Source organism: Kiloniella laminariae, assembly GCF_027214005.1.
GTDB lineage: Bacteria > Pseudomonadota > Alphaproteobacteria > Kiloniellales > Kiloniellaceae > Kiloniella > Kiloniella laminariae_A.
Genome location: NZ_JAPWGY010000002.1, coordinates 565,917 through 591,247 on the forward strand (window position 1 = coordinate 565,917; position 25,331 = coordinate 591,247).

At 51.7% G+C, this 25,331-nt stretch carries 29 protein-coding genes; 16 read left to right on the forward strand and 13 right to left on the reverse strand.

Annotated elements, in window-relative coordinates; translation table 11 throughout:
* Positions 1 to 62 precede the first annotated feature (62 nt).
* From O4H49_RS07375 to O4H49_RS07405, 7 genes are all read right to left on the reverse strand, one after another.
* Positions 63 to 785: an ABC transporter ATP-binding protein gene (locus tag O4H49_RS07375; RefSeq protein WP_269422783.1), complete on the reverse strand. Its 723-nt coding sequence runs from the start codon at positions 783 to 785 to the stop codon at positions 63 to 65.
* Positions 766 to 1,530, reverse strand: a complete 765-nt coding sequence (locus O4H49_RS07380; protein WP_269422784.1) for an ABC transporter ATP-binding protein — start codon at positions 1,528 to 1,530, stop codon at positions 766 to 768. The genes O4H49_RS07375 and O4H49_RS07380 overlap by 20 nt, the downstream gene beginning before the upstream one ends.
* Entirely contained in the window at positions 1,527 to 2,393 is an 867-nt protein-coding gene (locus O4H49_RS07385) for a branched-chain amino acid ABC transporter permease (protein WP_269422785.1), read from the reverse strand. The genes O4H49_RS07380 and O4H49_RS07385 overlap by 4 nt, the downstream gene beginning before the upstream one ends.
* Before the next feature lie 2 nt (positions 2,394 to 2,395).
* Positions 2,396 to 3,256, reverse strand: a complete 861-nt coding sequence (locus O4H49_RS07390; RefSeq protein WP_269422786.1) for a branched-chain amino acid ABC transporter permease — start codon at positions 3,254 to 3,256, stop codon at positions 2,396 to 2,398.
* Positions 3,257 to 3,307: 51 nt separating this feature from the next.
* Positions 3,308 to 4,456: an ABC transporter substrate-binding protein gene (locus O4H49_RS07395; RefSeq protein ID WP_269422787.1), complete on the reverse strand. Its 1,149-nt coding sequence runs from the start codon at positions 4,454 to 4,456 to the stop codon at positions 3,308 to 3,310.
* A 257-nt stretch (positions 4,457 to 4,713) separates the two neighbouring features.
* The gene (locus O4H49_RS07400; protein WP_269423099.1) at positions 4,714 to 5,427 is read right to left on the reverse strand and encodes a glycosyltransferase family A protein; all 714 of its coding nucleotides are present in this window, start codon (positions 5,425 to 5,427) and stop codon (positions 4,714 to 4,716) included.
* Positions 5,428 to 5,613: 186 nt separating this feature from the next.
* Entirely contained in the window at positions 5,614 to 6,348 is a 735-nt protein-coding gene (locus O4H49_RS07405) for a hypothetical protein (protein WP_269422788.1), read from the reverse strand.
* A 305-nt stretch (positions 6,349 to 6,653) separates the two neighbouring features.
* Between O4H49_RS07405 and purB the strand changes: the two genes are divergently transcribed.
* Positions 6,654 to 8,045: an adenylosuccinate lyase gene (purB, locus tag O4H49_RS07410; RefSeq protein WP_269422789.1), complete on the forward strand. Its 1,392-nt coding sequence runs from the start codon at positions 6,654 to 6,656 to the stop codon at positions 8,043 to 8,045.
* Between the two features lie 91 nt (positions 8,046 to 8,136).
* On the opposite strand, the gene O4H49_RS07415 is transcribed toward purB, so the two are convergent.
* Together O4H49_RS07415 and O4H49_RS07420 are read right to left on the reverse strand one after the other, a co-directional pair.
* Positions 8,137 to 8,460 (reverse strand): DUF1476 domain-containing protein, encoded by a 324-nt coding sequence (locus O4H49_RS07415; RefSeq protein ID WP_269422790.1) that lies wholly within the window; start codon positions 8,458 to 8,460, stop codon positions 8,137 to 8,139.
* Positions 8,461 to 8,686: 226 nt separating this feature from the next.
* On the reverse strand, positions 8,687 to 9,007 hold the full coding sequence (locus tag O4H49_RS07420) for a DUF1476 domain-containing protein (protein ID WP_269422791.1): 321 nt from the start codon (positions 9,005 to 9,007) through the stop codon (positions 8,687 to 8,689).
* Positions 9,008 to 9,201: 194 nt separating this feature from the next.
* Here O4H49_RS07420 and O4H49_RS07425 point away from each other — a divergent pair, with 194 nt between their 5' ends.
* From O4H49_RS07425 to O4H49_RS07465, 9 genes are all read left to right on the forward strand, one after another.
* Positions 9,202 to 9,957 carry an NRDE family protein gene (locus O4H49_RS07425; RefSeq protein WP_269422792.1) on the forward strand — a complete coding sequence of 252 codons (756 nt, stop codon included), beginning with the start codon at positions 9,202 to 9,204 and terminating at the stop codon, positions 9,955 to 9,957.
* A 207-nt stretch (positions 9,958 to 10,164) separates the two neighbouring features.
* Positions 10,165 to 10,911 carry a phosphoribosylaminoimidazolesuccinocarboxamide synthase gene (gene purC, locus O4H49_RS07430; protein ID WP_269422793.1) on the forward strand — a complete coding sequence of 249 codons (747 nt, stop codon included), beginning with the start codon at positions 10,165 to 10,167 and terminating at the stop codon, positions 10,909 to 10,911.
* Between the two features lie 106 nt (positions 10,912 to 11,017).
* Positions 11,018 to 11,260: a phosphoribosylformylglycinamidine synthase subunit PurS gene (gene purS / locus O4H49_RS07435; protein WP_269422794.1), complete on the forward strand. Its 243-nt coding sequence runs from the start codon at positions 11,018 to 11,020 to the stop codon at positions 11,258 to 11,260.
* 94 nt (positions 11,261 to 11,354) lie between these two features.
* Positions 11,355 to 12,044 (forward strand): phosphoribosylformylglycinamidine synthase subunit PurQ, encoded by a 690-nt coding sequence (gene purQ, locus O4H49_RS07440; protein ID WP_269422796.1) that lies wholly within the window; start codon positions 11,355 to 11,357, stop codon positions 12,042 to 12,044.
* 12 nt (positions 12,045 to 12,056) lie between these two features.
* Entirely contained in the window at positions 12,057 to 14,246 is a 2,190-nt protein-coding gene (gene purL / locus O4H49_RS07445; RefSeq protein WP_269422797.1) for a phosphoribosylformylglycinamidine synthase subunit PurL, read from the forward strand.
* A gap of 151 nt (positions 14,247 to 14,397) precedes the next feature.
* Complete coding sequence (locus tag O4H49_RS07450) at positions 14,398 to 14,634, forward strand: BolA family protein (RefSeq protein ID WP_020591977.1); 237 nt, start codon at positions 14,398 to 14,400, stop codon at positions 14,632 to 14,634.
* A 43-nt stretch (positions 14,635 to 14,677) separates the two neighbouring features.
* The gene (grxD, locus tag O4H49_RS07455) at positions 14,678 to 15,019 is read left to right on the forward strand and encodes a Grx4 family monothiol glutaredoxin (protein WP_269422798.1); all 342 of its coding nucleotides are present in this window, start codon (positions 14,678 to 14,680) and stop codon (positions 15,017 to 15,019) included.
* Positions 15,020 to 15,113: 94 nt separating this feature from the next.
* Positions 15,114 to 15,479: a hypothetical protein gene (locus tag O4H49_RS07460; protein ID WP_269422799.1), complete on the forward strand. Its 366-nt coding sequence runs from the start codon at positions 15,114 to 15,116 to the stop codon at positions 15,477 to 15,479.
* An 80-nt stretch (positions 15,480 to 15,559) separates the two neighbouring features.
* Positions 15,560 to 15,898, forward strand: coding sequence for a hypothetical protein (locus O4H49_RS07465; protein WP_269422800.1), 339 nt, complete (start codon positions 15,560 to 15,562; stop codon positions 15,896 to 15,898).
* Between the two features lie 102 nt (positions 15,899 to 16,000).
* On the opposite strand, the gene rpsD is transcribed toward O4H49_RS07465, so the two are convergent.
* The 4 genes from rpsD to mgtE all read right to left on the reverse strand — a co-directional run bounded on the left by rpsD (position 16,001) and on the right by mgtE (position 20,944).
* Complete coding sequence (gene rpsD, locus O4H49_RS07470) at positions 16,001 to 16,618, reverse strand: 30S ribosomal protein S4 (RefSeq protein ID WP_020591973.1); 618 nt, start codon at positions 16,616 to 16,618, stop codon at positions 16,001 to 16,003.
* A 305-nt stretch (positions 16,619 to 16,923) separates the two neighbouring features.
* The gene (locus O4H49_RS07475; RefSeq protein ID WP_269422801.1) at positions 16,924 to 17,721 is read right to left on the reverse strand and encodes an RNA methyltransferase; all 798 of its coding nucleotides are present in this window, start codon (positions 17,719 to 17,721) and stop codon (positions 16,924 to 16,926) included.
* A 57-nt stretch (positions 17,722 to 17,778) separates the two neighbouring features.
* Entirely contained in the window at positions 17,779 to 19,377 is a 1,599-nt protein-coding gene (gene cimA, locus O4H49_RS07480; protein ID WP_269422802.1) for a citramalate synthase, read from the reverse strand.
* A 178-nt stretch (positions 19,378 to 19,555) separates the two neighbouring features.
* Complete coding sequence (gene mgtE / locus O4H49_RS07485; RefSeq protein ID WP_269422803.1) at positions 19,556 to 20,944, reverse strand: magnesium transporter; 1,389 nt, start codon at positions 20,942 to 20,944, stop codon at positions 19,556 to 19,558.
* A 115-nt stretch (positions 20,945 to 21,059) separates the two neighbouring features.
* Here mgtE and O4H49_RS07490 point away from each other — a divergent pair, with 115 nt between their 5' ends.
* The 6 genes from O4H49_RS07490 to O4H49_RS07515 all read left to right on the forward strand — a co-directional run bounded on the left by O4H49_RS07490 (position 21,060) and on the right by O4H49_RS07515 (position 25,284).
* Positions 21,060 to 21,341, forward strand: coding sequence for a hypothetical protein (locus O4H49_RS07490; RefSeq protein ID WP_269422804.1), 282 nt, complete (start codon positions 21,060 to 21,062; stop codon positions 21,339 to 21,341).
* Positions 21,342 to 21,351: 10 nt separating this feature from the next.
* Complete coding sequence (locus O4H49_RS07495) at positions 21,352 to 21,822, forward strand: ATP-dependent zinc protease (RefSeq protein WP_269422805.1); 471 nt, start codon at positions 21,352 to 21,354, stop codon at positions 21,820 to 21,822.
* Positions 21,823 to 21,880: 58 nt separating this feature from the next.
* Complete coding sequence (rimK, locus tag O4H49_RS07500) at positions 21,881 to 22,786, forward strand: 30S ribosomal protein S6--L-glutamate ligase (protein WP_020591966.1); 906 nt, start codon at positions 21,881 to 21,883, stop codon at positions 22,784 to 22,786.
* Positions 22,786 to 23,829 (forward strand): succinylglutamate desuccinylase/aspartoacylase family protein, encoded by a 1,044-nt coding sequence (locus O4H49_RS07505; RefSeq protein WP_269422806.1) that lies wholly within the window; start codon positions 22,786 to 22,788, stop codon positions 23,827 to 23,829. The genes rimK and O4H49_RS07505 overlap by 1 nt, the downstream gene beginning before the upstream one ends.
* Before the next feature lie 112 nt (positions 23,830 to 23,941).
* Positions 23,942 to 24,592, forward strand: coding sequence for a LysE family translocator (locus O4H49_RS07510; RefSeq protein ID WP_269422807.1), 651 nt, complete (start codon positions 23,942 to 23,944; stop codon positions 24,590 to 24,592).
* A 203-nt stretch (positions 24,593 to 24,795) separates the two neighbouring features.
* Entirely contained in the window at positions 24,796 to 25,284 is a 489-nt protein-coding gene (locus O4H49_RS07515; protein ID WP_269422808.1) for a hypothetical protein, read from the forward strand.
* Positions 25,285 to 25,331 lie beyond the last annotated feature (47 nt).

Genomic DNA, 25,331 nt, shown 5'->3' on the forward strand with positions numbered 1-25,331 from the left:
TCGCTCAATCCAACATCGGTCCATCTAAAGAAAAGCCATCAAAGCCCCGGGAACCATTTTTCCTAGGAAGCCTCTTTTGCCATCCCGAGAAAGGCTTCGATCAGATCCGGGGCGTTTTGTGCCTCTGCTGCCGTTCCTTGCCAGACAGATTGCCCTGATTCCAGCACGCAGACATGATCTGCGACTTCCAGCGCTCTTTTGGTGTTTTGTTCGACCAGCAGAATTGTCACCCCCTGGCTCTTGAGATGGTTAATGGCGTGGTAACAGACATCAACCATCTTGGGCATCAACCCCAGAGAGACCTCGTCAATCATCAACAGGCGAGGCTCCGCCATCATTGCCCGCCCCATGGCGAGCATCTGCTGTTCCCCCCCGGAAAGTGTGCTGGCCGGTTGCTTCAGGCGTTCCGTCAAGCGGGGGAAAAGCGTAAAGACAATCTCTCTGTTTACGGCTTCGCGTTCCCGGGACAGGCTGTAACCGCCAACAGTAAGGTTCTCTTCAATCGTCAGATCAGGGAACAGCCGTCGTCCTTCCGGGGCCACGGCGATACCCAGCCTTACCCGTTCTCTCGCCGACAGGCTTGAGATATCGGTACCGTCAAACCTGATTGCGCCGGACATTAGCTGGACATGCCCGGCAATGCTCATGATCGTGCTGGATTTCCCGGCACCGTTCGGCCCCAGCAGGGCAAAGATTTCCCCTTGCTCAATAGTCAGGGAGAGGTCATGAACCGCGTGAAAAGCACCATATCCACAGTCCATATTCTCAAGCTGCAACATGGTCATTTCCCTCTCCCAGATAAGCCGCGCGGACAACAGCAGTGTTCATTACCGTTTCAGGATCACCTTCGCCGATTTTGTTTCCATTATCCTGAACAATCAGACGCGAGCAAATACGCATGACTTCCCCCAGATTGTGCTCGATCAGGATAATGCTCTGCCCCGCCCGGTTCAGCGCAACAATCATATCGGCGAGCTTATGAGCCTCGGCATGGTTAAGTCCGGCCAGCGGCTCGTCCAGCAGCAGCAGGCTCGGCTTCAATGCCAGGGCACGCGCAACTTCCAGTCTTTTCAGATACCCAAGGGGCAGATTCGAAGGGTCGGCATCTGCAGCATCGGCAATTCCGACCTGGGCCAGAAGCTGTGCTGCCTGCTCTTTTTCCCGATCTCTTTTTATCCGGAATAACGCAGAAAAGGGGGACGCTGTATGTCGAGCGCCTGCAGCCAGGGCAACATTTTCCAGTACCGTCATATTTCGAAAAGGCTTGACCAGCTGTTGAGAAAAACCAAGACCCAGACGCACACGTTGATGTACCGGTAATGTCGTCAGATTTTTGCCCAAGAGACGGATTTCTCCCTCTGTTGGCGTCACAACTCCGGTGATCGCGCGCATCATTGTGGTCTTTCCTGCCCCGTTGGGGCCGATAAACCCAAGCAGTTCTCCCTTGTTCAGTGAGAAAGAAACCCCATTCACCGCTGTTACCCCCCCGAACCGGACGGTGACCGCAGAAACATCAAGAAGCATTGTCATGACCTCGCCCCCTTGGCTTTTGAGGGGATTATACGACGTGCCAACCCGGCCATGCCCCCTGGGCTAAAACGCATCATTGCAAACAGCAAACCGCCGTAGAGCAACAATTTGTATTCATCAAAAAATTGAATCCAGAGTGGCAGCACGCTGAGCAGCGCCGCAGCAAAAATCACACCCGGAACAGATCCTATTCCCCCAATCACGACCATCGCCAGCACTGTAATGGATTCCACAAAACCAAAACTTTCTGGGTCAATAAAGCGGACATTATGCGCATAGAGCGCTCCCGCCAGTCCCGCCAGCGCCGTTCCCATGGCAAAGGCGGCCAGCTTGTACCGGGACACGTCCAGCCCGATAACTTTGGCAGTATCTTCATCCGAGGCGATCGCATCAAAAGAATAACCCATCCATGATCGCTTGAGATGCAGGCTAAACAAAATTGTCAGTACAACACACAGCATGACAAAAAGCATAAAGCCCGGCTTGCCAAAGCCCGAGGCCGGTATACCCGAGACCCCCATTTCACCACCGACAAAATCCATCTGACGCGTGATTCCAACAAAAAGAAACCCGACCCCCATTGTCGTGATCGCCAGAAAATCATGCCGTACGCGCAGCGAGGCAAAACCGACAACAATCCCGACCAGCCCTGCCAGAATAACCGCCCCCAGCAAACCAACACCAATGGGGAACCCTGCCTTGGTCAGAAGTGCCGAAGTATAGGCACCAATACCATAGAATGCAGCATGCCCCAGACTGATCTGGCCGCAGAATCCTGTAATAAGGTTCAGGCTGAGGGCAAAAATTACCGCAATGCCCATTGCCGTAATCACACTGATTTCATAAGCACCAAGTCCCAGCATGATCACGCCCTCCCGAACAGACCCTGAGGGCGAACCATCAGGACCAGAATAAGGAAGGCAAAGGCAATTGCATCGCGATCCAGGAATTTACCAAGATATATTGTGCCAAAGGCCTCAATCACCCCCAGCGCCAACGCCGCAACAAGCGTCCCTCTGACATCCCCCAGTCCCCTCAGAACAATAATTGCCAGCGCCTTGTAACTGGGAACACTGCCCATGGTTGGCTCGACCATGTTGTTCAGCAGGGCCACCATTACACCGGCAGATGCGGCAAAAGCAGATCCGATAAAAAAGTTCAGATAGCGAACCTTGATAATATCAATTCCGAAGGACTCGGCCATGGCTGGGTCAGTGACCGTTGCCCGCCACGCAGTGCCAAAACGGGTCTTCCCCGAAAACACCGCCAAAGCCCCGACCAGAAGCAGTGTCCCTGCAGCGGTTGCAACTTCCCCCAGTCGCAACGTCACCCCGAACATCTGGACAACATCCTGCAAAGGCGGGTTTTCAAAAGAGATCCCGTAGGGCCCAAAGACCAGACGATAAATCTCTTCCATGGCGATAAACAAACCGATCGAAGCAATCAGAGCCACATAGGGCGGTTTGTCCAGGATCGGTTGATAACAGAGGCGATAAATCGCCATTCCCACGATCCCTACTGTCACCATGGCCACCAGCAATGCCAGCAACAGGCTGCCCGTTGCGTTGGTTACGAGCACGCCAACATAGCCGCCAAGGGTAAAGAGCCCCGCATGCGCAACGTGGAGAATGCGCAACAGTCCATAGACTAGGGTAAGACCGACAGCGACCAGCGCATAGATACTACCCTGCACCAGGCCTTGGGCCAGCAGTTCGACATATAACATCAGGTAAATTTCCAGTTAGGATCGTGGAAAGTGATGGATCAGCAAACCGGCCTATTCTTCAGGCGGGGCCAGCAAGTCCTTGTCATCAATAACCGCAAAGTGATGCCAAGCGCCGTCCTTCACGATCTGGATCTGGACATCTTTTTTCACTTCCCCCAGGCCGTTAAAGGAAATTGTTCCCGTTGATGCGACCAGATTGGTTTGTGCAATAGCATCACGGATCGCCGCCCGGTCTGTTGTTCCAGCCTTGCGCATGGCTTCAATCACGACTTTCGCTGCTGTATGTCCCGATGCCGCTACCATGTCAGCGTTATAGCCGGCCTTCTTTTCAAACGCCTTAATAAATTCTTGGGTTTCCGCAACAGTTGAGTCCCGATCAAGTGAGGTGGTAATCAGGACACCTTCAGATGTGGGGCCTGCAATCTCGATGAATTTGTCAGAATCATACCCTTCCTGACCGATCACAGGCACATCAATACCTGCTGAACGCAACTGGTTGACCAGCGGCCCTGCTGTAAAGAAATAGCCAGAGGCATAGATTGCATCGGGTTGATCTGCTTTTACCTTGGTGACAATCGGTCCGAACTGACGATCCTTGATCGAATATTCATACTCACTGATGATCTCAATCCCATAATCAGCGGCTTTTTCCTTGAAGCCGGCGGCAAGAGACTGGCCAAAATCATTCTGAAGGGTAATAACGACAACACGTTTTTTACCCAGCATTTCACCAATCAGTTTTGCACCGGCACGCCCTTGAACCTCACCAACAAAAGATGTCCGGAAAACATAATCGCCTGATTTTGTAATATCCGGGTGTACAGCATAGGCAGAAACATAAGGCACCCCTTCAGACTGGAAAATGCCCGCTGCAGCGCGGGTCGAGCCTGAATAACTGCCAGAGATCGCGACAACAACCTCATCCTGACTGATCAATCTGTTGGCAATTGGAACAGCTTCTTTTGGGGAAGCCAGATCATCATATTGAATCAATTCAATCTGGGTTCCATTGATTCCACCTTCCGCATTCGCCTGCTCAATCGCCAGCTCAGCCCCCAGTAAGGCAGATTTGCCATCAGCAGCAGCAAACCCCGTTAAAGGCACATTCATGCCAATTTTTACGGTATCGGCCAGTACAGCCGTAGAAATCAAAGATCCTGTGATGGCAAGAGCTGCCATCATTTGCTTTGTTATAGACATTATTTCACTTCCCCGTTCAATATGTATATACAAGTTTAAGGGGGAGGAGTTTTTTCAGTCAAGGAGAAAGAATCTCTACAACGCACAATTTTCTAACAATCAGTCGAAATTATTTTGAATAAAATGACTTGTGCTGGCGAATAATTGTAATTTAAAGCACAGATCTTCATTTCAACAAGCTTGGTTAATTCGAGTTCCAGACAAAAAGAAATCGCACCTGAGTAGATATTTCCTCAAGCCCCAATTATGGGTTGAATTTAATTAATCGGGGTGATTGATCTCAAAAAAACTTTGGTCTCGTTATCCATGGCAAAGTCTTCCAGTCTTAGGTCCGTAATAAATTTGCTATTCTGCGAAATAAAATTCTTCGGAACAATATTCGCGGAATGAATAAGCCCTAAAAACACTCTTTTGGTCATGGGGTGCTGAACGAGCGGTATTTTAAAATGCCTCGTGAAAGCCATCTCTTCACCGGTCGCCTTCGCATCATCATAAGAAGTGTGCTTCAATAAATCAGTTTTATAGCCCAGCAGGTTGTTACAGCTATGATAAGGGCCAAATGGACGGTTAAAAAACAGGATGCGATCCTCACCCGCGACATAGTAGTGAATTGCAGACCCCCCAGCCATCGGGAAATCAGAATTCATCAAAAGATCAACCATCTCCCGTACATAGCTTTCCCCGTACCAATCATCATCATCCATAGCACAGATAATATCGGCCCCGATCTCCAGAGCCATATTATTTAACAGGTTTCGTTTGCGCCCAATGCGAAGTTTCCCGGGATGATGTTTATACTGTATCTGAGGCGACGCCATGAGGGATGCGTGAAACAGAGTACTTGGCCTTTGTTTGCTGTCATCCAAAACACACCAGAACAGGTTTTCCGGATAGGGATAATCCTGAGCGCGAAAATAACGATAGGTTTGTTGAAGAAACTTCATTCGATCACAGGTGGGGGTTACGACCACAACCCGGATCTCACTCAGCGGCTTCTGAATGATAAATTTTAGATCACTCTGCTCCAATGAAATTCCCCCTGTTAAAGAGTGGATAGTGTCTTAATCAGCCCACTCCTGAGGTGGATAAACTAAACTATAGAGCGCAAAAAGGCCCAGGAGAAGTGGCCTTTTCACGACATTTCTTAAGCTGTTTACCTATTTAGACTGCCTCAGGCGATACCAGAAGGAAAACAGATAGAAGAACAGGAAGCAGGCGACATAAAACTCGCTCAGTTCATTAAAATCCATGTCAAAATATTGCAGTTCTCCAAGATCTGTCCATTTCTGGAAAGTCTGCTTTAACAATCGACTAGCTAAACAATAAAGTGTCACCGGCAAACCAACAACTGTCGGGAAAAGCCAGTAAAGATCACTACCGACAACTGGTTTACGCAGGAAGCCAAACCGAATAATCAAGGGGATGATGATTGTTCCGATAGCCATTCCGATCATGATAATCGTTTTAATCGTCGAATCATGCCCATTCAGGGTGTTATGAAAATTCGTTTCATTGTGGTCATTGATTGCAGCCAGACCTTCTGGGGTAGCCCACTGAAACCAGTGCTGCCCCCAACTGGCTTCCTCTCCTGCCGCAATAAAGACAGCGACCGTACAGAGTAATAACCAATGGCCAAGATACTTGGAGGGCAGACTTTCTCTTTTTAACCAGGAGAGACTCCCGAAAACCACGGCTGCAACCAACACAACAAATGCGGCATTTTCGACGATACCCCGTCGTTCCCCTTCAAAATAGTGTTCGTATTCAGTCCAATCGGGAAAAATCGTTCTCCCAATCACCATGATGACAACCATTAATAATGGAAGCCATAACCAATAAAGACTGGGGAAATCTCTCAGACCAGCCGTCTTGTTTTGAGAAATATCTGTCACATCCGCCTCGAGTTGTTTTCTGATTATTGTAAACTGAGATTTTCTGGACAGGGATATATCACAAGCAGAAGCAAGATGAAACGAGGCTCTTCTTTCCAAGAACCATCAGTAAAGAAAGAGGAATCCCATCCTAGGATCTCGATTTAGGCTCTCCCATTTCAACAAAAATCATTATGGAGGTTGACAGAAAGCAGCAACTTCGCTTGTTTCACCCTGAAACATGCGATCAGTTAAAACTGCGGCAGATCCTGTGTGCAGAGCCTGTACGCAGATCTTGTGCAATGTCCTAAAGGAACCGAGGCACCATGATCCCCCGTTACAGCCGTCCGGAAATGACCACCATCTGGGAACCGGAAAACAAATTCCGTATCTGGTTCGAAATTGAAGCTCACGCTTGCGATGCACAGGCCGAACTCGGGGTCATCCCGAAAGAAGCCGCAGCAGTCGTCTGGGCAAAAGGGCAGAAGCCCTACACCCAGGAACGTATTGCCCGGATCGATGAGATCGAGATGGAAGTCAAGCATGACGTCATCGCTTTTCTCACTGAACTGGCCGAACACGTCGGCGATGAAGCCCGTTTTGTCCATCAGGGGATGACCTCTTCCGATGTACTCGACACCTGCCTCTCGGTCCAGATGTCCCAGGCTGCTGATCTGCTTCTTGCCGACCTGGACCGTCTTCTTGCTGCCCTGAAAAAACGCGCTGAAGAAACCAAATACATGGTCTGCATCGGTCGCTCGCACGGTATCCACGCCGAGCCGGTGACGATGGGACTGAAATTTGCCCGTTTCTATGCTGAGATGCTGCGGAACAAAAAACGCCTGCAGCTCGCCCGTGAAGAAATTGCTACCTGTGCGATTTCCGGTGCCGTCGGCACTTTTGCCAACGTTGATCCGCAAGTAGAAGAGCATGTCGCCGAGAAAATGGGTCTGACACCAGAACCCATCTCCACCCAAGTTATCCCGCGTGACCGCCATGCAAATTATTTTGCGACACTCGGGATCATTGCCTCTTCTGTGGAAAATATCGCGACTGAAATTCGCCATTTGCAGCGCACCGAAGTCCGGGAAGCCCAGGAATATTTTGCACCTGGGCAAAAGGGCTCCTCTGCCATGCCGCACAAGCGCAACCCGATCCTGACAGAAAACCTGACAGGACTGGCCCGGATTGTCCGTTCCGCAGTTACACCTGCTCTGGAAAACGTCGCCCTGTGGCACGAGCGGGATATTTCCCACTCTTCCGTCGAACGGATGATTGGACCAGATGCGACAATCACTCTGGACTTCGCCCTGAATCGCCTGGCTGGCACGATAGAGAAGCTGGTTGTCTATCCCCAGAACATGCTCGATCACCTGAACAATTTTGGTGGTATCCATGATGCCCAGCGTGTTCTGCTCTATCTCACACAGAACAACGTCAGCCGTGAAGAGGCTTATCGTATTGTGCAGCGCAACGCCATGCGGGTATGGAAAAGCTATGGCATTGACCCGGACAATCCCGATAGCCCCGCTGAGCTGGACGCTGTGGAAAAAGAAGCCCAGAGCCACGACAACCGTTTCTTCTTCTTTATGTCCAAAGATGACGGCCTGACCAAAATTCTCCCGGTTGAGAAATTGACTGCCTTGCTCGAGGAAGATTCAATCAGCTATCACACCAAAAATATCGACCGGATCTTCAAGCGCATTTTCACGCACTAGAAAGCCAGACGAACCCCCAATACAAAACAGGCTCCGGAAACGGGGCCTGTTTTGTATTGGGGGTTCGTCTGAATAGTTTAAAAGACCAGCGTCATTCGTTTCTGATCTGGTAATCGGCTTCAGCCATCAGTTCATGAATGGTACGCTCGATCTGATGGGCAGATTTTTGTACACCCCGATGGGAAAAATCTGACAGTATCCTGTGATGAATCTGCTGCCAGCCCGTGTCCTTGATGTGCAGACCAACAAGCTCTTCAGCGTATTTGTGGGCCTCGCCATTTTTTAGCCCCAGAAGCTCCGCGGCCCATAAACCCACCAGGTGGTTTCGGCGCGCCTTCGCCTTGAATTGCAGCTCCAGATCGTGCTGGAATTTGTTTTCGTGCGCTTTTTCCAGTTCATTAAATGCTGTCGTCATTTTTGCATCCCTTACAGAAGTAACACAACATGCGAGCACTAAAGAGTATGGCAAAAATCCTTTAACAAACCGCTTCCAAAAAGTTTCCCGATCCCTAACATTTTCTTGGAATTATTTAAAATACATCCATTCAGATGCCCCAAGCCGAGGTAACAAAAAAAGAGACCTGGTATCCCAGATCTCTTTTCAGTTCCCTTTGAAAGGGAAAGCGTACAACAGGTAAATCCTATTGTTCCATCAACTGTTTTTTGGCTTCGGCCATCAAATCTGCCATCTGGCGGATAACCTGGTGTTCTGATTTGTCCACGTTGTGATCCTGCAAATCTTTCAGGACTTTCCGTTTCACATCATCTTCACCGGGCTCGGCCAGATCGGCCTTGACCACAGAGGCAGCATATTCACTGGCCGCTTCACCAGTCATGCCCATCAACTCTGCTGCCCAAAGTCCAAGAAGTTTGTTGCGACGGGCTTCTGTTTTGAACCGCAGTTCCTCATCGTGCTGGAATTTTTCTTCAAACGCTTTTTCGCGGTTGTTTAGATTGGTCATGAGACAAAGACTCCCCGTCTTGAAGTAACGAACAATGTAACCTTTCTGTCCACCCGCCCTTCATTTATGAAGCTCACCTTCAGCCTGAAAGGGCGACGCAACAGAAAGCATCTGTTATATAGATCGTTATAACCTTTCGTTTCCGCAAGGGAAACTCGTTAATATCAGGTTTTGGCACGAAATCGGCAGGAAAAATGTGTACTGTTACCCTTCTCAGACGCCCCGGGCATAAATGGCCGCTCCTCTTCGCGGGCAACCGGGACGAAATGAATGATCGCCCCTGGCAAAAACCTGCCCGGCATTGGGCAGACCGTCCCGACGTTGTCGCCGGACTTGATGAAACTGCTGGAGGGAGCTGGCTGGGCATCAATGACTTTGGACTGCTCTCGTGCATTCTGAATCGCCGGGGCAGTCTCGGCCCTCAAGCAGACAAACGGAGTCGGGGGGAAATTGTTCTTGAAGCCCTGGATCATGCAGAAGCCCGCGTCGCTGCCGACGCACTGGCCGAGCTTAACCCCATGGCCTACCGCAGTTTCAATCTGATTATCGCCGACTTCAAAGATGCCTATTGGTTACGCCACGACGAGCTTTCCGGAACAGGACGCATCGAGATTTTCCCGATCCCCGAAGGCGTTTTCATGATCACGGCTGGTGACGGGAATGATCAAAGCCCCCGTATCCAGGCCCATCGCGCCGACTTTGGATCAAAGATCCCCGATCCGGACAAAGCCAACTGGTCCGGATGGCAGGCCATCCTGGCACGCCAAGATCCCGACCATCATACAGCCATGAGCTTCACCACAGCAGAGGGCTTTGGAACCAGTTCTTCTTCGCTTATTGGCCTTCCCGCCCCGGAGAACGTCTCTTCTGGCGGAGACAAGGTCAAAACAGAGTGGCTCTTTGCCGCCGGGCAACCGGGGAAAGTCCCTTTTGAAAAGGTGGATATCTGAGTTTACCTTTGCCAAGCCCTTTAAGATAAAGACCTTATCGCTTCTTGGATTACACAACCTGATAAAAAGCTGGCAATGGGGGAGAAGCGGGATTGTTTTCCGCGACCGAGACTGCTATACGGGGCGCGAATATATGAGGTATGGAAAAGCCTCGGTCTTTCCGCCTCGCGTCACCTCTTACTGGGCCAGGCCCAAGGGACAGATTTCATGCGCGGCAAACAGCTTTATGAAGGCAAGGCAAAGGTTCTTTTTGAAGGGCCTGAGGCCGGTACGCTGATCCAGTATTTCAAAGACGATGCCACAGCCTTTAATAACCAGAAAAAAGGCACGATCACCGGCAAGGGTATTCTGAACAACTGCATTTCCGAATACATCATGTTGCGTCTGGCCGAGTTGGGTATTCCCACGCACTTCATCAAACGTCTGGATGAGCGCGAGCAATTGATCAAATCGGTCGAGATTGTTCCGCTGGAAGTGGTTGTCCGCAACGTTGCTGCCGGTTCGATATGCAAAAATCTGGGCCTTGTCGAAGGCACTCCACTCTCCGAATCCCTAGTAGAATTCTGCTATAAAAAGGACGAGTTGGGTGATCCCCTGATCTCCCGCGATCATGCCGTCGTTCTCGGCTGGGCTACGCAGGATGAAATCGAAGACATCCTGCACTACACCCACCGGATCAATGATTTCCTCCGTGGGCTGTTCTTTGGCATCGGCGTTCGCCTTGTTGATTTCAAGATCGAGTTTGGTCGTTTGCAGGATGACCTGGGCACAATGATTGTTCTCGCCGACGAGATCAGTCCTGATTCCTGTCGTCTGTGGGACGTCAAGACCAACGAAAAGATGGATAAGGACCGCTTCCGCCGTGACCTTGGCGCGGTTGAAGAGGCCTACATCGAAATTGCCAGACGCCTCGGTGTATTGCCGGAAAGTTTTGCAGAGAAAAATCCGGCCTAGGGCCGATTGTAACGGGGGCCCAGTGGGTCCCCGAAGTATTTAAGCTATATCAGCTTAGCGGGGTGTATTGATTGCCCCCGTCAGCAACTAAAAATGGAGATTACGGGTGAAAGCGCGCATCCATGTCACTCTGAAAAACGGAGTTCTGGACCCTCAGGGTAAAGCAATTGAACACACACTTGGCTCACTGGGCTTCGCAGGTGTCAATCAGGCCCGCCAGGGTAAATTCATCGAGCTGGATCTTGAAGAAACTGACAAGGCCAAAGCTCATGAAGCCGTCACTGCCATGTGCGAAAAGCTGCTGGCAAACACTGTGATCGAAAACTATTCCATCGATCTGGAACAGTAAGCTGCCCCTCACCACTGATAAAAATATCTGTGGTGATCAGAGCAAAAGTATCTGAGATGACTTACTGTAACTTCGAACCACGAGGAACTTGCCAATGAAAGCGGCGGTGATCGTTTTCCCAGGATCCAATTGTGACCGTGATATTCAGGTCGCGTTGCGTCAGTCTATGGGATCTGAACCCCAGATGGTCTGGCATAAAGATGCCGACTTTGATTCTGTTGACCTGATCTGTCTCCCCGGCGGATTTTCCTACGGCGACTATCTGCGCTGTGGTGCCATGTCAGCCAAATCCCCGGTGATGAAAGAAGTCATCGCCCGGGCGAACAAGGGTGTCCCTGTCCTGGGGATCTGTAACGGATTTCAAATCCTTGCCGAAAGCGGATTGGTTCCCGGTGCCCTGATGCGCAATGCCGGCCTGAAGTTTGTCTGCCGCGATCTCCACCTGAAGGTCGAACGCAACGACAGCATCTTCACCAGCGGCTATGCTGCGGGTCAGACAATCCGTATTCCTGTCGCCCATCACGACGGCAACTACTTCGTTGATTCCGAAGGGCTGAAAGCGCTCGAAGATAACAACCAGGTTGCTTTCCGCTATTGCGGTGCAGATGGAACAGTGGATCTGGCAAACAATCCCAACGGTTCGCTCAACAACATTGCCGGAGTCTATAACGCCAAAGGCAATGTTCTTGGCATGATGCCTCACCCCGAACGTCTTTGCGATGCGGCTCTCGGTGGTACAGATGGCCGAGCCATGTTTGAAAGCCTCGTTGCGGCTCTTTCATAAGGTGATGAAAAGATGAGTGAAATTACCCCCGAAATCGTCGCCGAACATGGCCTGAACAAAGAAGAATACGCACTGGTTCTCGAGATCATGGGACGCGAGCCCAATCTCCTGGAACTGGGCATCTTCTCGGTGATGTGGTCCGAGCACTGTTCTTACAAGTCATCGAAAAAATGGCTCAAAACCCTGCCAACCGAGGGGCCTCAGGTTATCATGGGTCCCGGTGAAAACGCAGGCGTGATTGATATTGGCGAAGGTTATGCCGCGATCTTCAAGATGGAGAGCCACAACCACCCGAGCTTTATCGAGCCCTATCAGGGCGCGGCAACCGGTGTTGGCGGTATCCTGCGCGATGTCTTCACCATGGGCGCACGCCCCATTGCCAACGTCAACGCCCTGCGTTTTGGCGAACCTGATCATCCGAAAACCAAACATCTGGTTTCCGGTGTCGTTGCCGGTGTTGGTGGTTATGGTAACTGTGTCGGTGTTCCAACCATTGCTGGTGAAGTCGAATTTGATCCTTCGTACAATGGCAACATTCTGGTCAACGCCATGACTGTTGGTCTTGCCCGTGCTGACCGGATTTTCACCGCCCAGGCTTCCGGTGTCGGCAACCCCGTGGTTTACGTCGGCTCCAAAACCGGGCGCGACGGTATTCACGGTGCGACCATGGCTTCTGCCGAGTTCGACGATGATTCTGACGAAAAGCGCCCAACGGTACAGGTCGGCGATCCTTTCACAGAAAAGCTGCTGATCGAAGCCTGTCTCGAATTGATGCAGACAGATACCATCGTCGCAATCCAGGACATGGGCGCAGCAGGCTTGACCTCTTCGTCCTTTGAAATGGCTTCTTCTGGTGACATGGGCGTTGAGCTGAACCTTGATCAGGTTCCCCAGCGTGAAGATGACATGACGCCTTACGAGATGATGCTGTCTGAAAGCCAGGAGCGGATGCTGATCATCCTCAAACCCGGCAAGGAACACATCGCCAAAGCCATCATGGAAAAATGGGATCTGGATTTTGCAGTTATCGGGACACTGACCGACAGCAAACGCATGGTTCTGAAGTTCCATGGTGAAGTCGTTGGCGATTTGCCGATCAAACCGCTTGCTCACCACTCCCCTGAATATGATCGCCCGTGGGTCCCCACACCCGACAGCAAGGATGTGAAGCCAGAAGATGTCAAAGAAGCCGCTGATACCACAGCAGCCCTCAAGACACTGATCGGCTCACCGAATATGTCCAGCCGCCGTTGGGTCTGGGAACAGTATGATCACATGGTGATGGGCGATACGATCCAGCGCCCCGGCGGTGATGCCGGTGTAGTCCGGATTCACGGCACCAACCGTGCCCTTGCTGTCACATCGGACTGCACACCGCGCTATTGTCTGGCAAACCCGGTTCGCGGTGGCGCACAGGCTGTCGCAGAGACCTACCGCAACCTGACATCCGTCGGGGCCAAGCCTTTGGCGATCACCGATAACATGAACTTCGGCAACCCCGAACGTCCCGAGATCATGGGCCAGTTTGTCGGCTGTATCGAAGGCATGCGTGATGCCTGTCTTGCACTGGATTACCCCGTGGTGTCTGGGAACGTCTCGCTTTACAACGAAACCAATGGCAAGGGCATTATGCCAACGCCGGTTATCGGTGGCGTTGGACTGCTGGAAAATGCAGACCGCCTGGCGACAGTTGCCTTTGGCGCAGAGAATGAAACACTTGTTCTTGTCGGCGAAAGCAAAGGCCATCTTGGCCGCTCTGTCTATATGGATGTGCTCGAAGGCAAACGCGAGGGCAATGCCCCTGTCGTTGATCTGGCCGCGGAACGTCGCAATGGCGAGTTCATTCGCTCCCGGATCGAGGCAGGCCTTCTGACAAGCTGTCACGACCTTTCAGATGGTGGCCTCGCCGCAGCTGTTGCCGATATGGCCATCGCTTCAGGTATGGGAGCAACGGTTACGAAGCCAGCCACCTGTTCAGTTCCAACAACGGCCTGGCTCTTCGGTGAAGATCAGGGCCGCTATCTGGTGTCGGTTGCCGATGCGGAAAGCTTCCTTTCGGCAGCAAAACAAGCTGGTGTGTCTGCTGAGGTGATTGGTCGCACTGGCGGTCAGGGCTTGACCCTGCCCGGTGGCAGCACCATATCGGTAGCAGAACTACGTGAAACCAACGAATCCTGGCTGCCGAACTATATGGCAAGCTGATGTTCGCTGCCGATTTGAAAGAATCTTCTCCACAGGGGCGGTAAAAGATACCTCTCCTGTGGATCTTTCAGAAAAGGCTTTGTAGTGTTGTAGACGGAACAGGCCGGGACTCCGGCCTGGCTGGAGAGAAAAAAGAACAAGGACAGTATTTATGCCGATGAACCCTGCTGAAATCGAAGCACTGATTCGGGAAGCACTGCCCGACGCTGATGTGACCATCGAAGACCTTCGTGGTGATGGTGATCATTATGCAGCTTATGTCGTATCCCCGACTTTTCAGGGTAAAACCAGAGTGCAGCAGCACCAGATGATCTATCAGGCCCTGCAGGGGCGCATGGGCAATGAATTGCATGCACTTGCTCTTCAGACCTCGGCACCCGCAGCCTGATACGCCACAGCTGCTTTGAACAAACGAGCAAGGAACAAGCCTTATGGATAATGTTGTCGCAGATCGCATCCGTCAGGAAGTAAAAGAAAACGACGTAGTGCTTTTCATGAAAGGCACCCCTGTTTTTCCACAGTGCGGTTTTTCCGCCACTGCTGCCCAGATCCTCACCCACCTCGGCGTGAAGTTCACCGGTGTTGACGTATTGCAAGATCCAAGTATTCGCCAGGGAATCAAGGATTTCAGCAACTGGCCAACCATTCCCCAGCTTTATGTGAAGGGCGAATTTGTTGGTGGCTGTGATATCCTCCGTGAAATGTTCCAGACCGGAGAACTGCAGCAGTTCTTCCAGGAAAAGGGCATTAACGCCGAAGCCCAGGCTTCCTGAGTTTTTCTTGACGATCAACTCTGTACAAGGGTCGCCTAAGGCGGCCCTTTTGCGTTTTCAACTGCGCCCCTAGGTATTTTGATAGGGAATAAGATTGAGCATCAAACAGATCTTTTTGACCACGGCGACGCTGTTGTTCCTGACAGCCTGCTCCCCAGGCGTAAATGAAAGACACTCAACGCAGGAAACAACTTACTACCCTTCCTTTGTTCAACAGGTGCTTGATCAAAATGCGATTGAGCTATCAAGAGTAGCTTCAGTCAAAACACTCGAAAACCATTCCGGTTTGCCACGCTTGTCCAGGTATCGCCGATTATATCGGTCTATTGACTATAATAGCTATGTCCGCTTTACCGACTGCGGCGGTCATCTTGTGATCCAGCACAGCTACTCTGGCGTCATCAAACAGGTCTATAGTCGCGGAGATTGTCACTTTCTCGGCATCAGGTGGTTTAATTAATCCTGTGAATGCCTATCTCTTATCTGGTGGGAAAAAACACCATGACATCTCCTGAAAATCTCTATTCCCAAGGATTTCCCATGTTTAAAAAACTGTTTATTGCGCCGTTTCTTGGCATCTGCCTTTCTGCAACCATCCTGTCCAGCCCGGTACAGGCAGGCGTACGCAACCCCTATCCGGAACCTCTGGAAGAACTCCTGACAAAACTTGGGATCACTGCCGAGGATATTCGCTCTCAGAACACACTTGAGAGAAATTCCCGTTCGGAACGGGATCAAAAACTGATTGGCTACCAGACTTTTTACAGGTTTCACAGCTGCACAGGCTATCTTCAGGTGAACCAGCACAGGTTTGGTCGCGTAGACTATGTTTATAGCCGTGGCGAATGCAAATTCCCCGGTGTCGAGCAGTTCGACTGACTTTAGCCGCAGACCCTAAAAGCAGCAGGCAAAACAAAAAGGCCACCCGCTTCTGCGGATGGCCTTTTGTCTGCCAGTAAACCGGCGGAATTTTCGTCCCGATTAGCGGGAGTAGAATTCGATGATCAGGTTTGGTTCCATCTGAACTGGATATGGAACGTCTGCCAGCTCAGGAACGCGCACGTAGGTGGCTTTCATCGCTTTGTGATCGGCATCGATGTATTCTGGAATGTCACGCTCGGAAGATTCAACCGCATCGAGAACCATTGGTACCTGACGGCTTTTTTCTTTCACTTCAATCACATCGCCAACTTTAACCTGGTAAGAAGGAATGTTGACCTTCTTGCCGTTAACTGTGACGTGACCGTGGTTGACAAACTGACGGGCTGCGAAAACTGTCGGTACAAACTTGGCGCGGTAGATAACTGCGTCCAGACGGCTCTCAAGCAGGCCAATCAGGTTTTCACCTGTATCACCCTTGCGACGGTTCGCTTCAGCGAAGTAGCGACGGAACTGTTTCTCGCCGATGTTACCGTAGTAACCTTTCAGCTTCTGTTTCGCCATCAGCTGGGTGCCGAAGTCGGAAGTCTTGCCTTTACGGCGCTGACCGTGCTGACCTGGACCGTAGTCACGACGGTTCAGCGGGCTCTTTGGGCGACCCCAAAGGTTTACACCAAGGCGGCGGTTAATCTTGTATTTCGAAGCAATACGCTTGGACATTGTCTTGTATCCTAAAGTCTGTTTATTGTCCCGGTAGTTCCAAAACGGACGGGGCACAGGTCTTTGACCGTCCCACTTTCCCAGGAATGCAGGCGCGACTATAGGGATCAGCAGACAAAAGTCAAACCCCTTTCCCCCTCAAACATCAACAAAACTGTCAAATCCGGGCTTTATTGTCTCTGGTCAGCGTAAACCAGGCTTCACAGTATCCCCTGAGCGGTCTTCTGATCGCAAACAAGCTCGAAAAATCAAATATATTCTGGAGTCGCCTGCAAATTTATCCGGCCTGCCGCCCGATAAACTATTCACGTATCCTTGGATTTTCCGGAATCATCTCCGCCCTGCTTCCGGGGGCCATGCCGCAAGGATTTGACCACACCGTGCAGCGTATTGACTTCCTGCTGAGTCAACATGGCACGTTGAAAGATATTGCGCAGGTTACGGATCATGTTCGGACGCTTTTCTGGCGGCCAGAGAAAACCATTCTCGATCAGTGCACTTTCAAGACGTTCATAAAAGTTCACCAACTCGGCCTTTGGCGCCAGCTCCGAACCACCCAGAACCAGCTCCTGATCCGGTACCTCTGTCCCTTGCTGGAACCACTCATAAGCCACCAGCAAAACCGCCTGGGCAAGATTGAGCGAAGAGAAGGCCGGGTTGAGTGGCACCGAGATCACTGTATCAGACAGGACAACATCATCATTGTGCAGGCCCGCTTTTTCTGGACCAAACAAAATACCGATTTTCTGGCCGGCCTGATCAAGCGCCCGCATTTCCTGTGCCGCACGACGTGGAACAGCAACCCGTTTGGTCATGTCCCGGGTGCGCGCTGTCGTAGCAAAGATATGATTTAGATCGGCAATGGCCTCGGCCGTGGTCTCAAATACCCGGGCCTTTTCCAGCACTTCAATCGCCCCGGCAGCCGAGGCTTCTGCTGCAGGATTGGGCCAGCCATCCCGGGGTTTGACCAGACGCAACTCGGTCAGTCCATTATTGAGCATTGCCCGGGCAACCATGCCGATGTTTTCCCCCAGTTGAGGGCCAACCAAAATGATCACAGGCCCTCCGGCAATCGGGGACTGGGTCCCGTCTGTTCCAGCCATAGCTATCTCCGACTACAAATTGAGGCAATACCTGAGCGCAATACCATCACCCTCAGATCAGGCGCCAGCAGCTTTCTCATGGAACAACTTCCAGGTAATGCCGTCATTAATCGCGTTATAAGACGCATCAATGATATTGGGAGACACCCCGACGGTGGTCCAGCGGCGCCCCTTTGAATCCCCGGATTCAATCATGACGCGGGTAACAGCCCGGGTTCCATCCTGTGGTGTCAGAATGCGTACCTTGTAATCAAGAAGCACCATGTCTTCAAGGGCAGGATAAAAGGGCAGCAGGGCTTTGCGCAAGGCACAGTCCAGCGCATTAACGGGACCGTTTCCTGTAGAAACTTCCATGATATGCCTGCTGCCGACTTCCAGCGTCACAGTTGCTTCTGATTCTGTGACCAGCTTGCCCCGGGCATCCCGGCGCCGGTCATCCATGACCCGAAAACGGCTCAGGGAAAAATATTTTGGTACCTCGCCAAAGGCACGACGGGCCAGCAATTCGAAACTGGCTTCTGCACCATCATAGGAATAGCCCTCGTATTCCCTGTCTTTCACCCGCTGCAGCAACTTGCCCATTTTGCTGCCGTCCTGATCATCCGGGGTAATGTCCATATCCCGGAGCATCGCTATAACGTTGGAGCGACCCGCCTGATCCGAAACAATAACGTGCCGATGATTTCCCACCAGTGACGGTTCAATATGCTCATATGTTCTGGGATCTTTTTCCACAGCCGAGACATGCAACCCGCCTTTGTGGGTAAAGGCAGACTGCCCCACGTATGCCATGTTGCTTTGTGCCGCGCGGTTAAGGCGTTCATCCAGCATATGTGACAGGGATGTCAGTTGGGCCAGTTGCGCGTCGGAAATCCCGATGTCGTAGCTGGTCTTCAGCTTGAGAGAGGGGATAAGGGAAACCAGATTGGCATTCCCGCAGCGTTCTCCCAACCCGTTCAGGGTCCCCTGTATCTGCCGGGCGCCAGCCTCAACAGCGGCCAGAGAGTTGGCAACGGCATTCTCCGTGTCGTTATGACAATGGATACCCAGATGTGTTCCTGGAATTTTTTGCGTGACTTCACCGACGATCCGCCTGATCTCATGCGGCAAGGTCCCGCCATTTGTGTCACAGAGAACAATCCAGCGCGCACCAGCCTGATAGGCAGACAGCAAACAATCCATGGCAAATTCAGGGTTTGCCTTATAGCCGTCAAAAAAGTGTTCCGCATCGAACAGGGCTTCCTGTTTGCGGGTTTTCAGGAAGGCGACTGACTCCCCGATCATGTCGATATTTTCACTGCGTGCTATGTCCAGCGCAACATCAACATGAAAATCCCAGGTTTTTCCAACAATACAAACCGCATCTGCAGCCGAGTTGACCAGAGAAGCCAGCCCCGGATCATTTTCGACAGAACGGCCTGGACGGCGGGTCATACCAAAAGCAACAAAAAGGGATGAACTTAACTGCGGTCGGGTTGAAAAGAACTCATTATCGGTCGGATTTGCTCCCGGCCAGCCACCTTCAATGTAATCGACGCCAATTCTGTCCAATCCAGTCGCGATAGCCGTCTTGTCAGCAACGGAAAAATCAACGCCCTGGGTCTGTTGCCCGTCACGAAGGGTAGAATCAAACAGATAAACACGATTTTCGCTCATGGGTCCTGACGACATATTATTTCTTGTTTCTGGGTAAATTTATTCCATACCAGCTTTTGACCATAAGGATCACGAAAGGTCAATGCTGCCGCTCAGGTGAAGCGCAGGAGGTGCCATTACCCAGTTTAGAATATATCCCGCCCTGTCCGGACAGGCGCCACAACGCCGCAAAGTGTCTTCAGACAAGCAGCGGCATAAAAAGCGTTGCCAGACTGAGCACCAGAAAGAACCCGGCCATATCAGTGATCGTCGTCAGCAAAGGACCACTGGCAACCGCCGGATCTTGACCAATCCTCCGCAACAACAGGGGAACAACACCTCCGATAGAGACTGCAATAATCGTATTGAAGCTAAGCGCCAGACCGATTACCAGACCCAGGAAAACATTTCCCTTCCAGATCCAGGCAACAACACCGATCAGCAACCCCAACACCAGACCATTTATCACACCGACCGATACTTCCTTGAGCCAGACCCGCAGTGCATCAACCGGACGAACCAGACCAAGGGACAATTCACGCATGGTCACAGCCACGGCCTGATTACCAGAACAGCCACTCATGTCGGATACCATCGGCAGGAAGATGGCGATCGCTATCACTGCAGCCAGGGTTTCTTCATAGGCAGAGATAACACTCGCGGCGATAACATTCAGGACAATATTGGCCGACAGCCAGGCCAGACGCCGACGGGATCGCAGAAACAGTGGCATGGAACGGACTTCCTCGCCCATAACACCCTGCATCCGCAAGCTTTCACTCTCGGCGCGTTCCAGAGCCGCTTCATCAACAGCCGAGCGGGAAACCACCCCGACCAGTTGACCCTCGCTCTCGACCACAGGAACACCCAGAAAAGGGTAGGCATCAAAAATATCCCGCAACTGATCCAGAGGGAGATCGGCAGTAACGGTCATGGGTTCAACCATGATCTCTGTCAGTTTATGACTGCGTTTTGCTGTCAGCAATCCGCGCAGGGACACAACTCCGATCGGTTGGTTTGCTGCATTGAGAACATAGGGGTGCTGACCACGATATCGCTCGAAATCATCATCTTCACTCACCATTCGCCGCAGCACATTACCGACTGTGTCGGTTTCGCTAAAGGTGAAAGCCTCGGCAATCATCAAAGCACCCGCCGTGTCTTCTGCATAGGCAGCCAGACGGCGTACATCCGCCGCATCTTCGGCGTCCATACCCGCGAGAATTGCCTCGGCATCCTCTTCGTCCATCTCGCCGATAACATCGGCCTGAACATCAGAGTCCAGCTCGTCAATAATCTCGACCGCTGTTTCCAGCTCCAGGCGCTCCACTAGCTCAGCCGCAAGCTCACTCGGCGCTTCCTCGATCAGCTCAGCTGCCAGTTCAGCCGGAATCAAGGTCAGCAGACGGTCTCGTTCATCCGGTGTCAGTTGAAGAATTTCACGCAGAGCCTCACTCAACGCCAGCGGATCAAGAAGGTCAAACAATCCCTCTGCATCATTCGCAGCCAGATATTCCCGCAATCGGACTTCCACCAATGGTTCGGGCAATGGCTCAGGCACGTCCTGCTGTTCTTCCATGTCTGTCATTGGTGCTCCCTTTCAGTAGCAGGGTGAGGCAATGCGTCAATAAGACAGCAAAAACCATCCATAAGTAAAGTTTTTATTCTATAGACAAATAATATTACATCATTATGATTGTCGCATGGAAATGGACACACATAGTTTTACCGCTGTTGCAGATCGGCTGGCTGCCTTGTACACCCAGTCTTTTGGCGGGAAGGCAAGCGGACGTTACCGGATTGCTGTAAAGCTTGTCCGTAAACTGGCAAAACGCCGCCGCCTCTATGAAGTAGATATACTTGCCCTGACCCGGGCAATGATTGAACGCGGTTACATCCTCATCGACATGGACAATTTCTTCGTGGTTATGAACGCCAACACCTTTGTAAATTACAGACGCGTCAACGAAGACAGCCTGGAGTAAACCCGAGTTGGTGCAAAAAAAACCGAAACTCACCATTGAAATCGGATGGCGAGAGGTAATTTCTCTCCCTTCACTTCAAATTAAAGACATGAAAGCAAAAATAGATACCGGCGCCAGAACATCTGCCCTGCATGCTGTCGATATCAAACCTTTTGTCCAGGACGGCAAGGACTGGGTTGAGTTCTGGGTACCCTTGCATCACCACCGACACGGTATCCAGTGTTTTTGCGAAGTCGTGGACCAGCGCCACATCAAGAACACCGGCGGGGAAGCACAGGAACGTTATGTCGTAAAAACTACACTTGTACTGGGGCAACAAAGCTGGCCAATTGAAGTCTCTCTGGCCAACCGCCGTTCCATGGGATTTGCCCTGATTATAGGGAGAACGGCAATTCGGGGAAAACGCATTCTGGTTAATCCCGGCAGATCTTTTCTGGCCGGTCCTCCTGCGGTGTTGACGGCGACCACTCCAGAGGACTAAGAGACAGCATTAGCCGACAACACGCTGGTTGCGCGACAACCAGGACTGGAGAAACGTCATGAAAATAGCGATGATGGCCCGGAATGCCAACCTCTACTCGCACAAGCGATTGCAGGAAGCAGCAGAAGCCCGGGGACACGAACTTGATATCATCAATACACTTCGCTGTTATATGAACATCGCCTCCCGCCGGCCGGAAATCTATTACAACGGCGAAAAGCTTCCGCTTTATGACGCGGTCATTCCCCGTATCGGTGCCTCTGTCACTTTCTATGGGACGGCTGTTCTGCGTCAGTTCGAAATGATGGGCGTTTATCCTTTGAACGAGTCTGTCGCCATTGGTCGTTCTCGCGACAAACTGCGCTCGATGCAACTTCTTGCCCGCGATGGCATTGGACTTCCTGTGACGACTTTTGCTCACGATCCAAAGCAGACTGAAGAGGTTCTGAATATCTCCGGGGGGGCCCCTGTTGTGATCAAGCTGCTTGAGGGGACACAGGGAATTGGGGTGGTTCTTGCAGACACCGACCGATCGGCCAAATCAGTGATAGAAGCTTTTCGTGGTGCCGGGGTGAACATTCTGGTTCAGGAATTCATCAAGGAATCAGCAGGGACAGATATCCGGGCGCTGGTCGTTGGCGGCAAAGTTGTTGCCGCGATGCAACGCAAAGGGGCAGAAGGCGATTTTCGCTCCAACCTCCACCGTGGCGGCAGTGCAAAACCGATCAAGATTTCCCCGGAAGAGCGCTCAACCGCTATTCGCGCGGCGAAGTCCATGGGGCTCAATGTTTGTGGGGTCGATATGTTACGATCCAATCATGGACCCGTTGTGATGGAAGTAAACTCCTCCCCTGGACTGGAAGGTGTTGAAAAGGCAACAGGCATTGATATTGCCGGCCTGATTATCGAGTTTCTGGAAAAGAATGCCAAACCTGGAAAAACAAAGACCAGAGGCAAAGGCTGATGCCCCGTCGCGAACCTTTTGAGATCGGCGGGAAGTCTATCCTTCCTGGCACCCGTCAGACCATTGATGTTCCCGTCAGTTTCCTTTCGGATCATACGCCTGTCTCCCTGTCCGTCCATGTGGTGCACGGCAATCGCCCCGGACCTACGCTCTTTGTCAGCGCAGCAATCCACGGGGATGAAGTCATCGGTGTCGAGATCGTTCGACGCCTGCTGCGCGCACCCAATCTGGAAAAGCTGCGCGGCACGCTCCTGGCCATTCCGATCGTCAACTCTTTCGGATTCATGAACCACTCGCGGTATCTGCCTGACAGACGTGATCTCAATCGCTCCTTTCCCGGTAGCCCACAGGGATCTCTGGCCGGGCGTTTGGCACATATCTTCATGACCGAGATTGCCTCGCGCTCTGACTATGGCATTGACCTGCATTCCGCCGCGATCCACCGGACCAACCTGCCGCAGATCCGCGTATCGCCAAAAAAACCCGACACCATGAAGCTGGCTCAGGCCTTTGGTGCCCCGTTGATTCTCACGTCAAAAATTCGCGAAGGCTCCTTGAGACAAGCCGCTCAGGACCATAATGTCGATATCCTGCTTTATGAAGCTGGCGAAGGTCTCCGCTTTGACGAGTTTGCCGTCCGTGCCGGTGTTTCCGGTATTTTGCGGGTCATGCGCGAGATTGGTATGATATCAGGCAAGGGTGTCACAAAACCAAAAGCCCCCTCCATTCGCTCAACCTCCAGTTTCTGGTTGAGAGCCCAGGCCGGCGGCCTTCTGCGTACATACAAGACAAGCGGTGATGAGGTAAAAGCTGGAGATGTTCTCGGCGCAATATCAGACCCCTTTGGTGAAGTGGAGACCGAGATTCTGGTCGAAGAGGATGGCCTGCTGATAGGTCGAACAAACCTGCCGATTGTGAACGAAGGAGACGGTCTGTTCCACATTGCCAGAATAAAGCGCAGTGAAGATGCCGAAACCACCATCGACAGCCTCACAACCCAGCTGGAAGAAGACCCGCTGTTCGACGAAGATGAAATCATCTAGCCCGCCAAAGCTCTTGACCAGATAATACATCTGGCTCAATGTTCCGGGACTGTTGCAGGACAAGAGTGCTCATTTCAGCCCTGGCCTGCTTCTATTGGCCTTGGGTTAAAACATGCTTCACCTTCTTCCGGAACTATCCCTTCTCGTACCCTTTATTCTTGCCGGGATTGCGCTCAATCTTACTCCCGGCGTCGATATGGCCTATGTTCTGGCAAAGACGGCTCAACAGGGACGAAATGCAGGGCTTTATGCTGCTCTTGGAATTTCTCTTGGCTCCATGGTGCATGTCACTGCTTCAGCACTGGGGATTTCAGCCTTGCTTGCGGCCTCTGAAACCGCCTTCCTTGTGCTCAAGATCCTTGGTGCCGCGTATCTTCTCTATATCGCTTTTAAAATCCTGGCGTCTCAACCTCCAGCACCCTCTTCAGAAGAAAGCCAGGAGCCTCAGATACAGCCCGCTGCAATCAAGATCATTCTGGAAGGCGCAACAACCAACCTGCTCAATCCCAAGGTTGGCCTCTTCATGTTGGCCTTTCTGCCACAGTTTATTGATGCAGCCCCGGAGAATATTATCTGGCAGACTCTTGTTCTTGGCCTGATCTTCAACATCAATGGCTATCTCATCTTCGTAATCCTGATCACTCTGACCATGCTGGCCGCAACCAGGCTAAAGGCAAGCACCAGAATACGTACCCTCTTGCGCTGGTGCACAGCAGGCATTCTGGGCGGAATGGCTTTACGGCTGGCCTTTACAGATAAATAACAGATAACTCTTCTCTTCTTTTTCAGCGGTTACCCCGGTTCTGCGGTTACCCCGGCATTTTCTTCCTGCTGGGCTGTTCCGCAACACTCCCTCTTCTGCTGGCAATTGTGCTCTGGATGAAAGATCAAGTGCTTATCCGAACTGGCACAGGATATGCTTTGTAATGTTCAGGCGACCTGGATCAGATAAAAGGAGTCCAGCTCATGAACATTCAACAGACATTTGCCGCGTACCGTAATTCACAATTACGTAACGAACAGAGCGTTCAGCGCATCCCTCCGCTGGCGCGAGAAAAGGCGGCAACATCAAGACGGCAACAGCCTGAAGACAAGATCACCCTGTCTCCCAAGGCCCGCGAAGCCATGAAGGCCCAGCAACATGCCAGGAACTTCCACAAGACCAGCAATGGTCACGAGGGTAGAATTTCGGCCCTGGAAAAGTGGATGAACAAAAACCTGTCCGGAGCCGAGCAGAAAAATGAACAGCTCTCCGCCGGGACCACCCGGAAACTTGAATACATATCCACCAGAATCACAGAGGCGCTTTCTACCGATAGCGAAGGCAACCCTTCACGGCCAAACCTGACAGAAGAACAGCGCATCCGGTTACAGAACATCCAGCAACGGATTCAACAGTTACTGGCCCCGGAAGAAGCCAACGAGATTACCGTCTCGACAGCCGATGATGCATAAGAAAAAGGAGCAAAGCTAATCAGCCCTGCTCCTTTACAAATCAGTCA

Coding starts and splice junctions, on each gene's coding strand:
- O4H49_RS07375 (WP_269422783.1), bottom strand. CDS start 785: ATGACCATGTTGCAGCTTGAGAATATGGACTGTGGATATGGTGCTTTT.
- O4H49_RS07380 (WP_269422784.1), bottom strand. CDS start 1,530: ATGACAATGCTTCTTGATGTTTCTGCGGTCACCGTCCGGTTCGGGGGG.
- O4H49_RS07385 (WP_269422785.1), bottom strand. CDS start 2,393: ATGCTGGGACTTGGTGCTTATGAAATCAGTGTGATTACGGCAATGGGC.
- O4H49_RS07390 (WP_269422786.1), bottom strand. CDS start 3,256: ATGTTATATGTCGAACTGCTGGCCCAAGGCCTGGTGCAGGGTAGTATC.
- O4H49_RS07395 (WP_269422787.1), bottom strand. CDS start 4,456: ATGTCTATAACAAAGCAAATGATGGCAGCTCTTGCCATCACAGGATCT.
- purB (WP_269422789.1), top strand. CDS start 6,654: ATGATCCCCCGTTACAGCCGTCCGGAAATGACCACCATCTGGGAACCG.
- O4H49_RS07415 (WP_269422790.1), bottom strand. CDS start 8,460: ATGACGACAGCATTTAATGAACTGGAAAAAGCGCACGAAAACAAATTC.
- O4H49_RS07420 (WP_269422791.1), bottom strand. CDS start 9,007: ATGACCAATCTAAACAACCGCGAAAAAGCGTTTGAAGAAAAATTCCAG.
- O4H49_RS07425 (WP_269422792.1), top strand. CDS start 9,202: ATGTGTACTGTTACCCTTCTCAGACGCCCCGGGCATAAATGGCCGCTC.
- purC (WP_269422793.1), top strand. CDS start 10,165: ATGCGCGGCAAACAGCTTTATGAAGGCAAGGCAAAGGTTCTTTTTGAA.
- purQ (WP_269422796.1), top strand. CDS start 11,355: ATGAAAGCGGCGGTGATCGTTTTCCCAGGATCCAATTGTGACCGTGAT.
- purL (WP_269422797.1), top strand. CDS start 12,057: ATGAGTGAAATTACCCCCGAAATCGTCGCCGAACATGGCCTGAACAAA.
- O4H49_RS07450 (WP_020591977.1), top strand. CDS start 14,398: ATGCCGATGAACCCTGCTGAAATCGAAGCACTGATTCGGGAAGCACTG.
- grxD (WP_269422798.1), top strand. CDS start 14,678: ATGGATAATGTTGTCGCAGATCGCATCCGTCAGGAAGTAAAAGAAAAC.
- O4H49_RS07465 (WP_269422800.1), top strand. CDS start 15,560: ATGTTTAAAAAACTGTTTATTGCGCCGTTTCTTGGCATCTGCCTTTCT.
- rpsD (WP_020591973.1), bottom strand. CDS start 16,618: ATGTCCAAGCGTATTGCTTCGAAATACAAGATTAACCGCCGCCTTGGT.
- O4H49_RS07475 (WP_269422801.1), bottom strand. CDS start 17,721: ATGGCTGGAACAGACGGGACCCAGTCCCCGATTGCCGGAGGGCCTGTG.
- cimA (WP_269422802.1), bottom strand. CDS start 19,377: ATGAGCGAAAATCGTGTTTATCTGTTTGATTCTACCCTTCGTGACGGG.
- mgtE (WP_269422803.1), bottom strand. CDS start 20,944: ATGACAGACATGGAAGAACAGCAGGACGTGCCTGAGCCATTGCCCGAA.
- O4H49_RS07490 (WP_269422804.1), top strand. CDS start 21,060: ATGGAAATGGACACACATAGTTTTACCGCTGTTGCAGATCGGCTGGCT.
- rimK (WP_020591966.1), top strand. CDS start 21,881: ATGAAAATAGCGATGATGGCCCGGAATGCCAACCTCTACTCGCACAAG.
- O4H49_RS07505 (WP_269422806.1), top strand. CDS start 22,786: ATGCCCCGTCGCGAACCTTTTGAGATCGGCGGGAAGTCTATCCTTCCT.
- O4H49_RS07510 (WP_269422807.1), top strand. CDS start 23,942: ATGCTTCACCTTCTTCCGGAACTATCCCTTCTCGTACCCTTTATTCTT.
- O4H49_RS07515 (WP_269422808.1), top strand. CDS start 24,796: ATGAACATTCAACAGACATTTGCCGCGTACCGTAATTCACAATTACGT.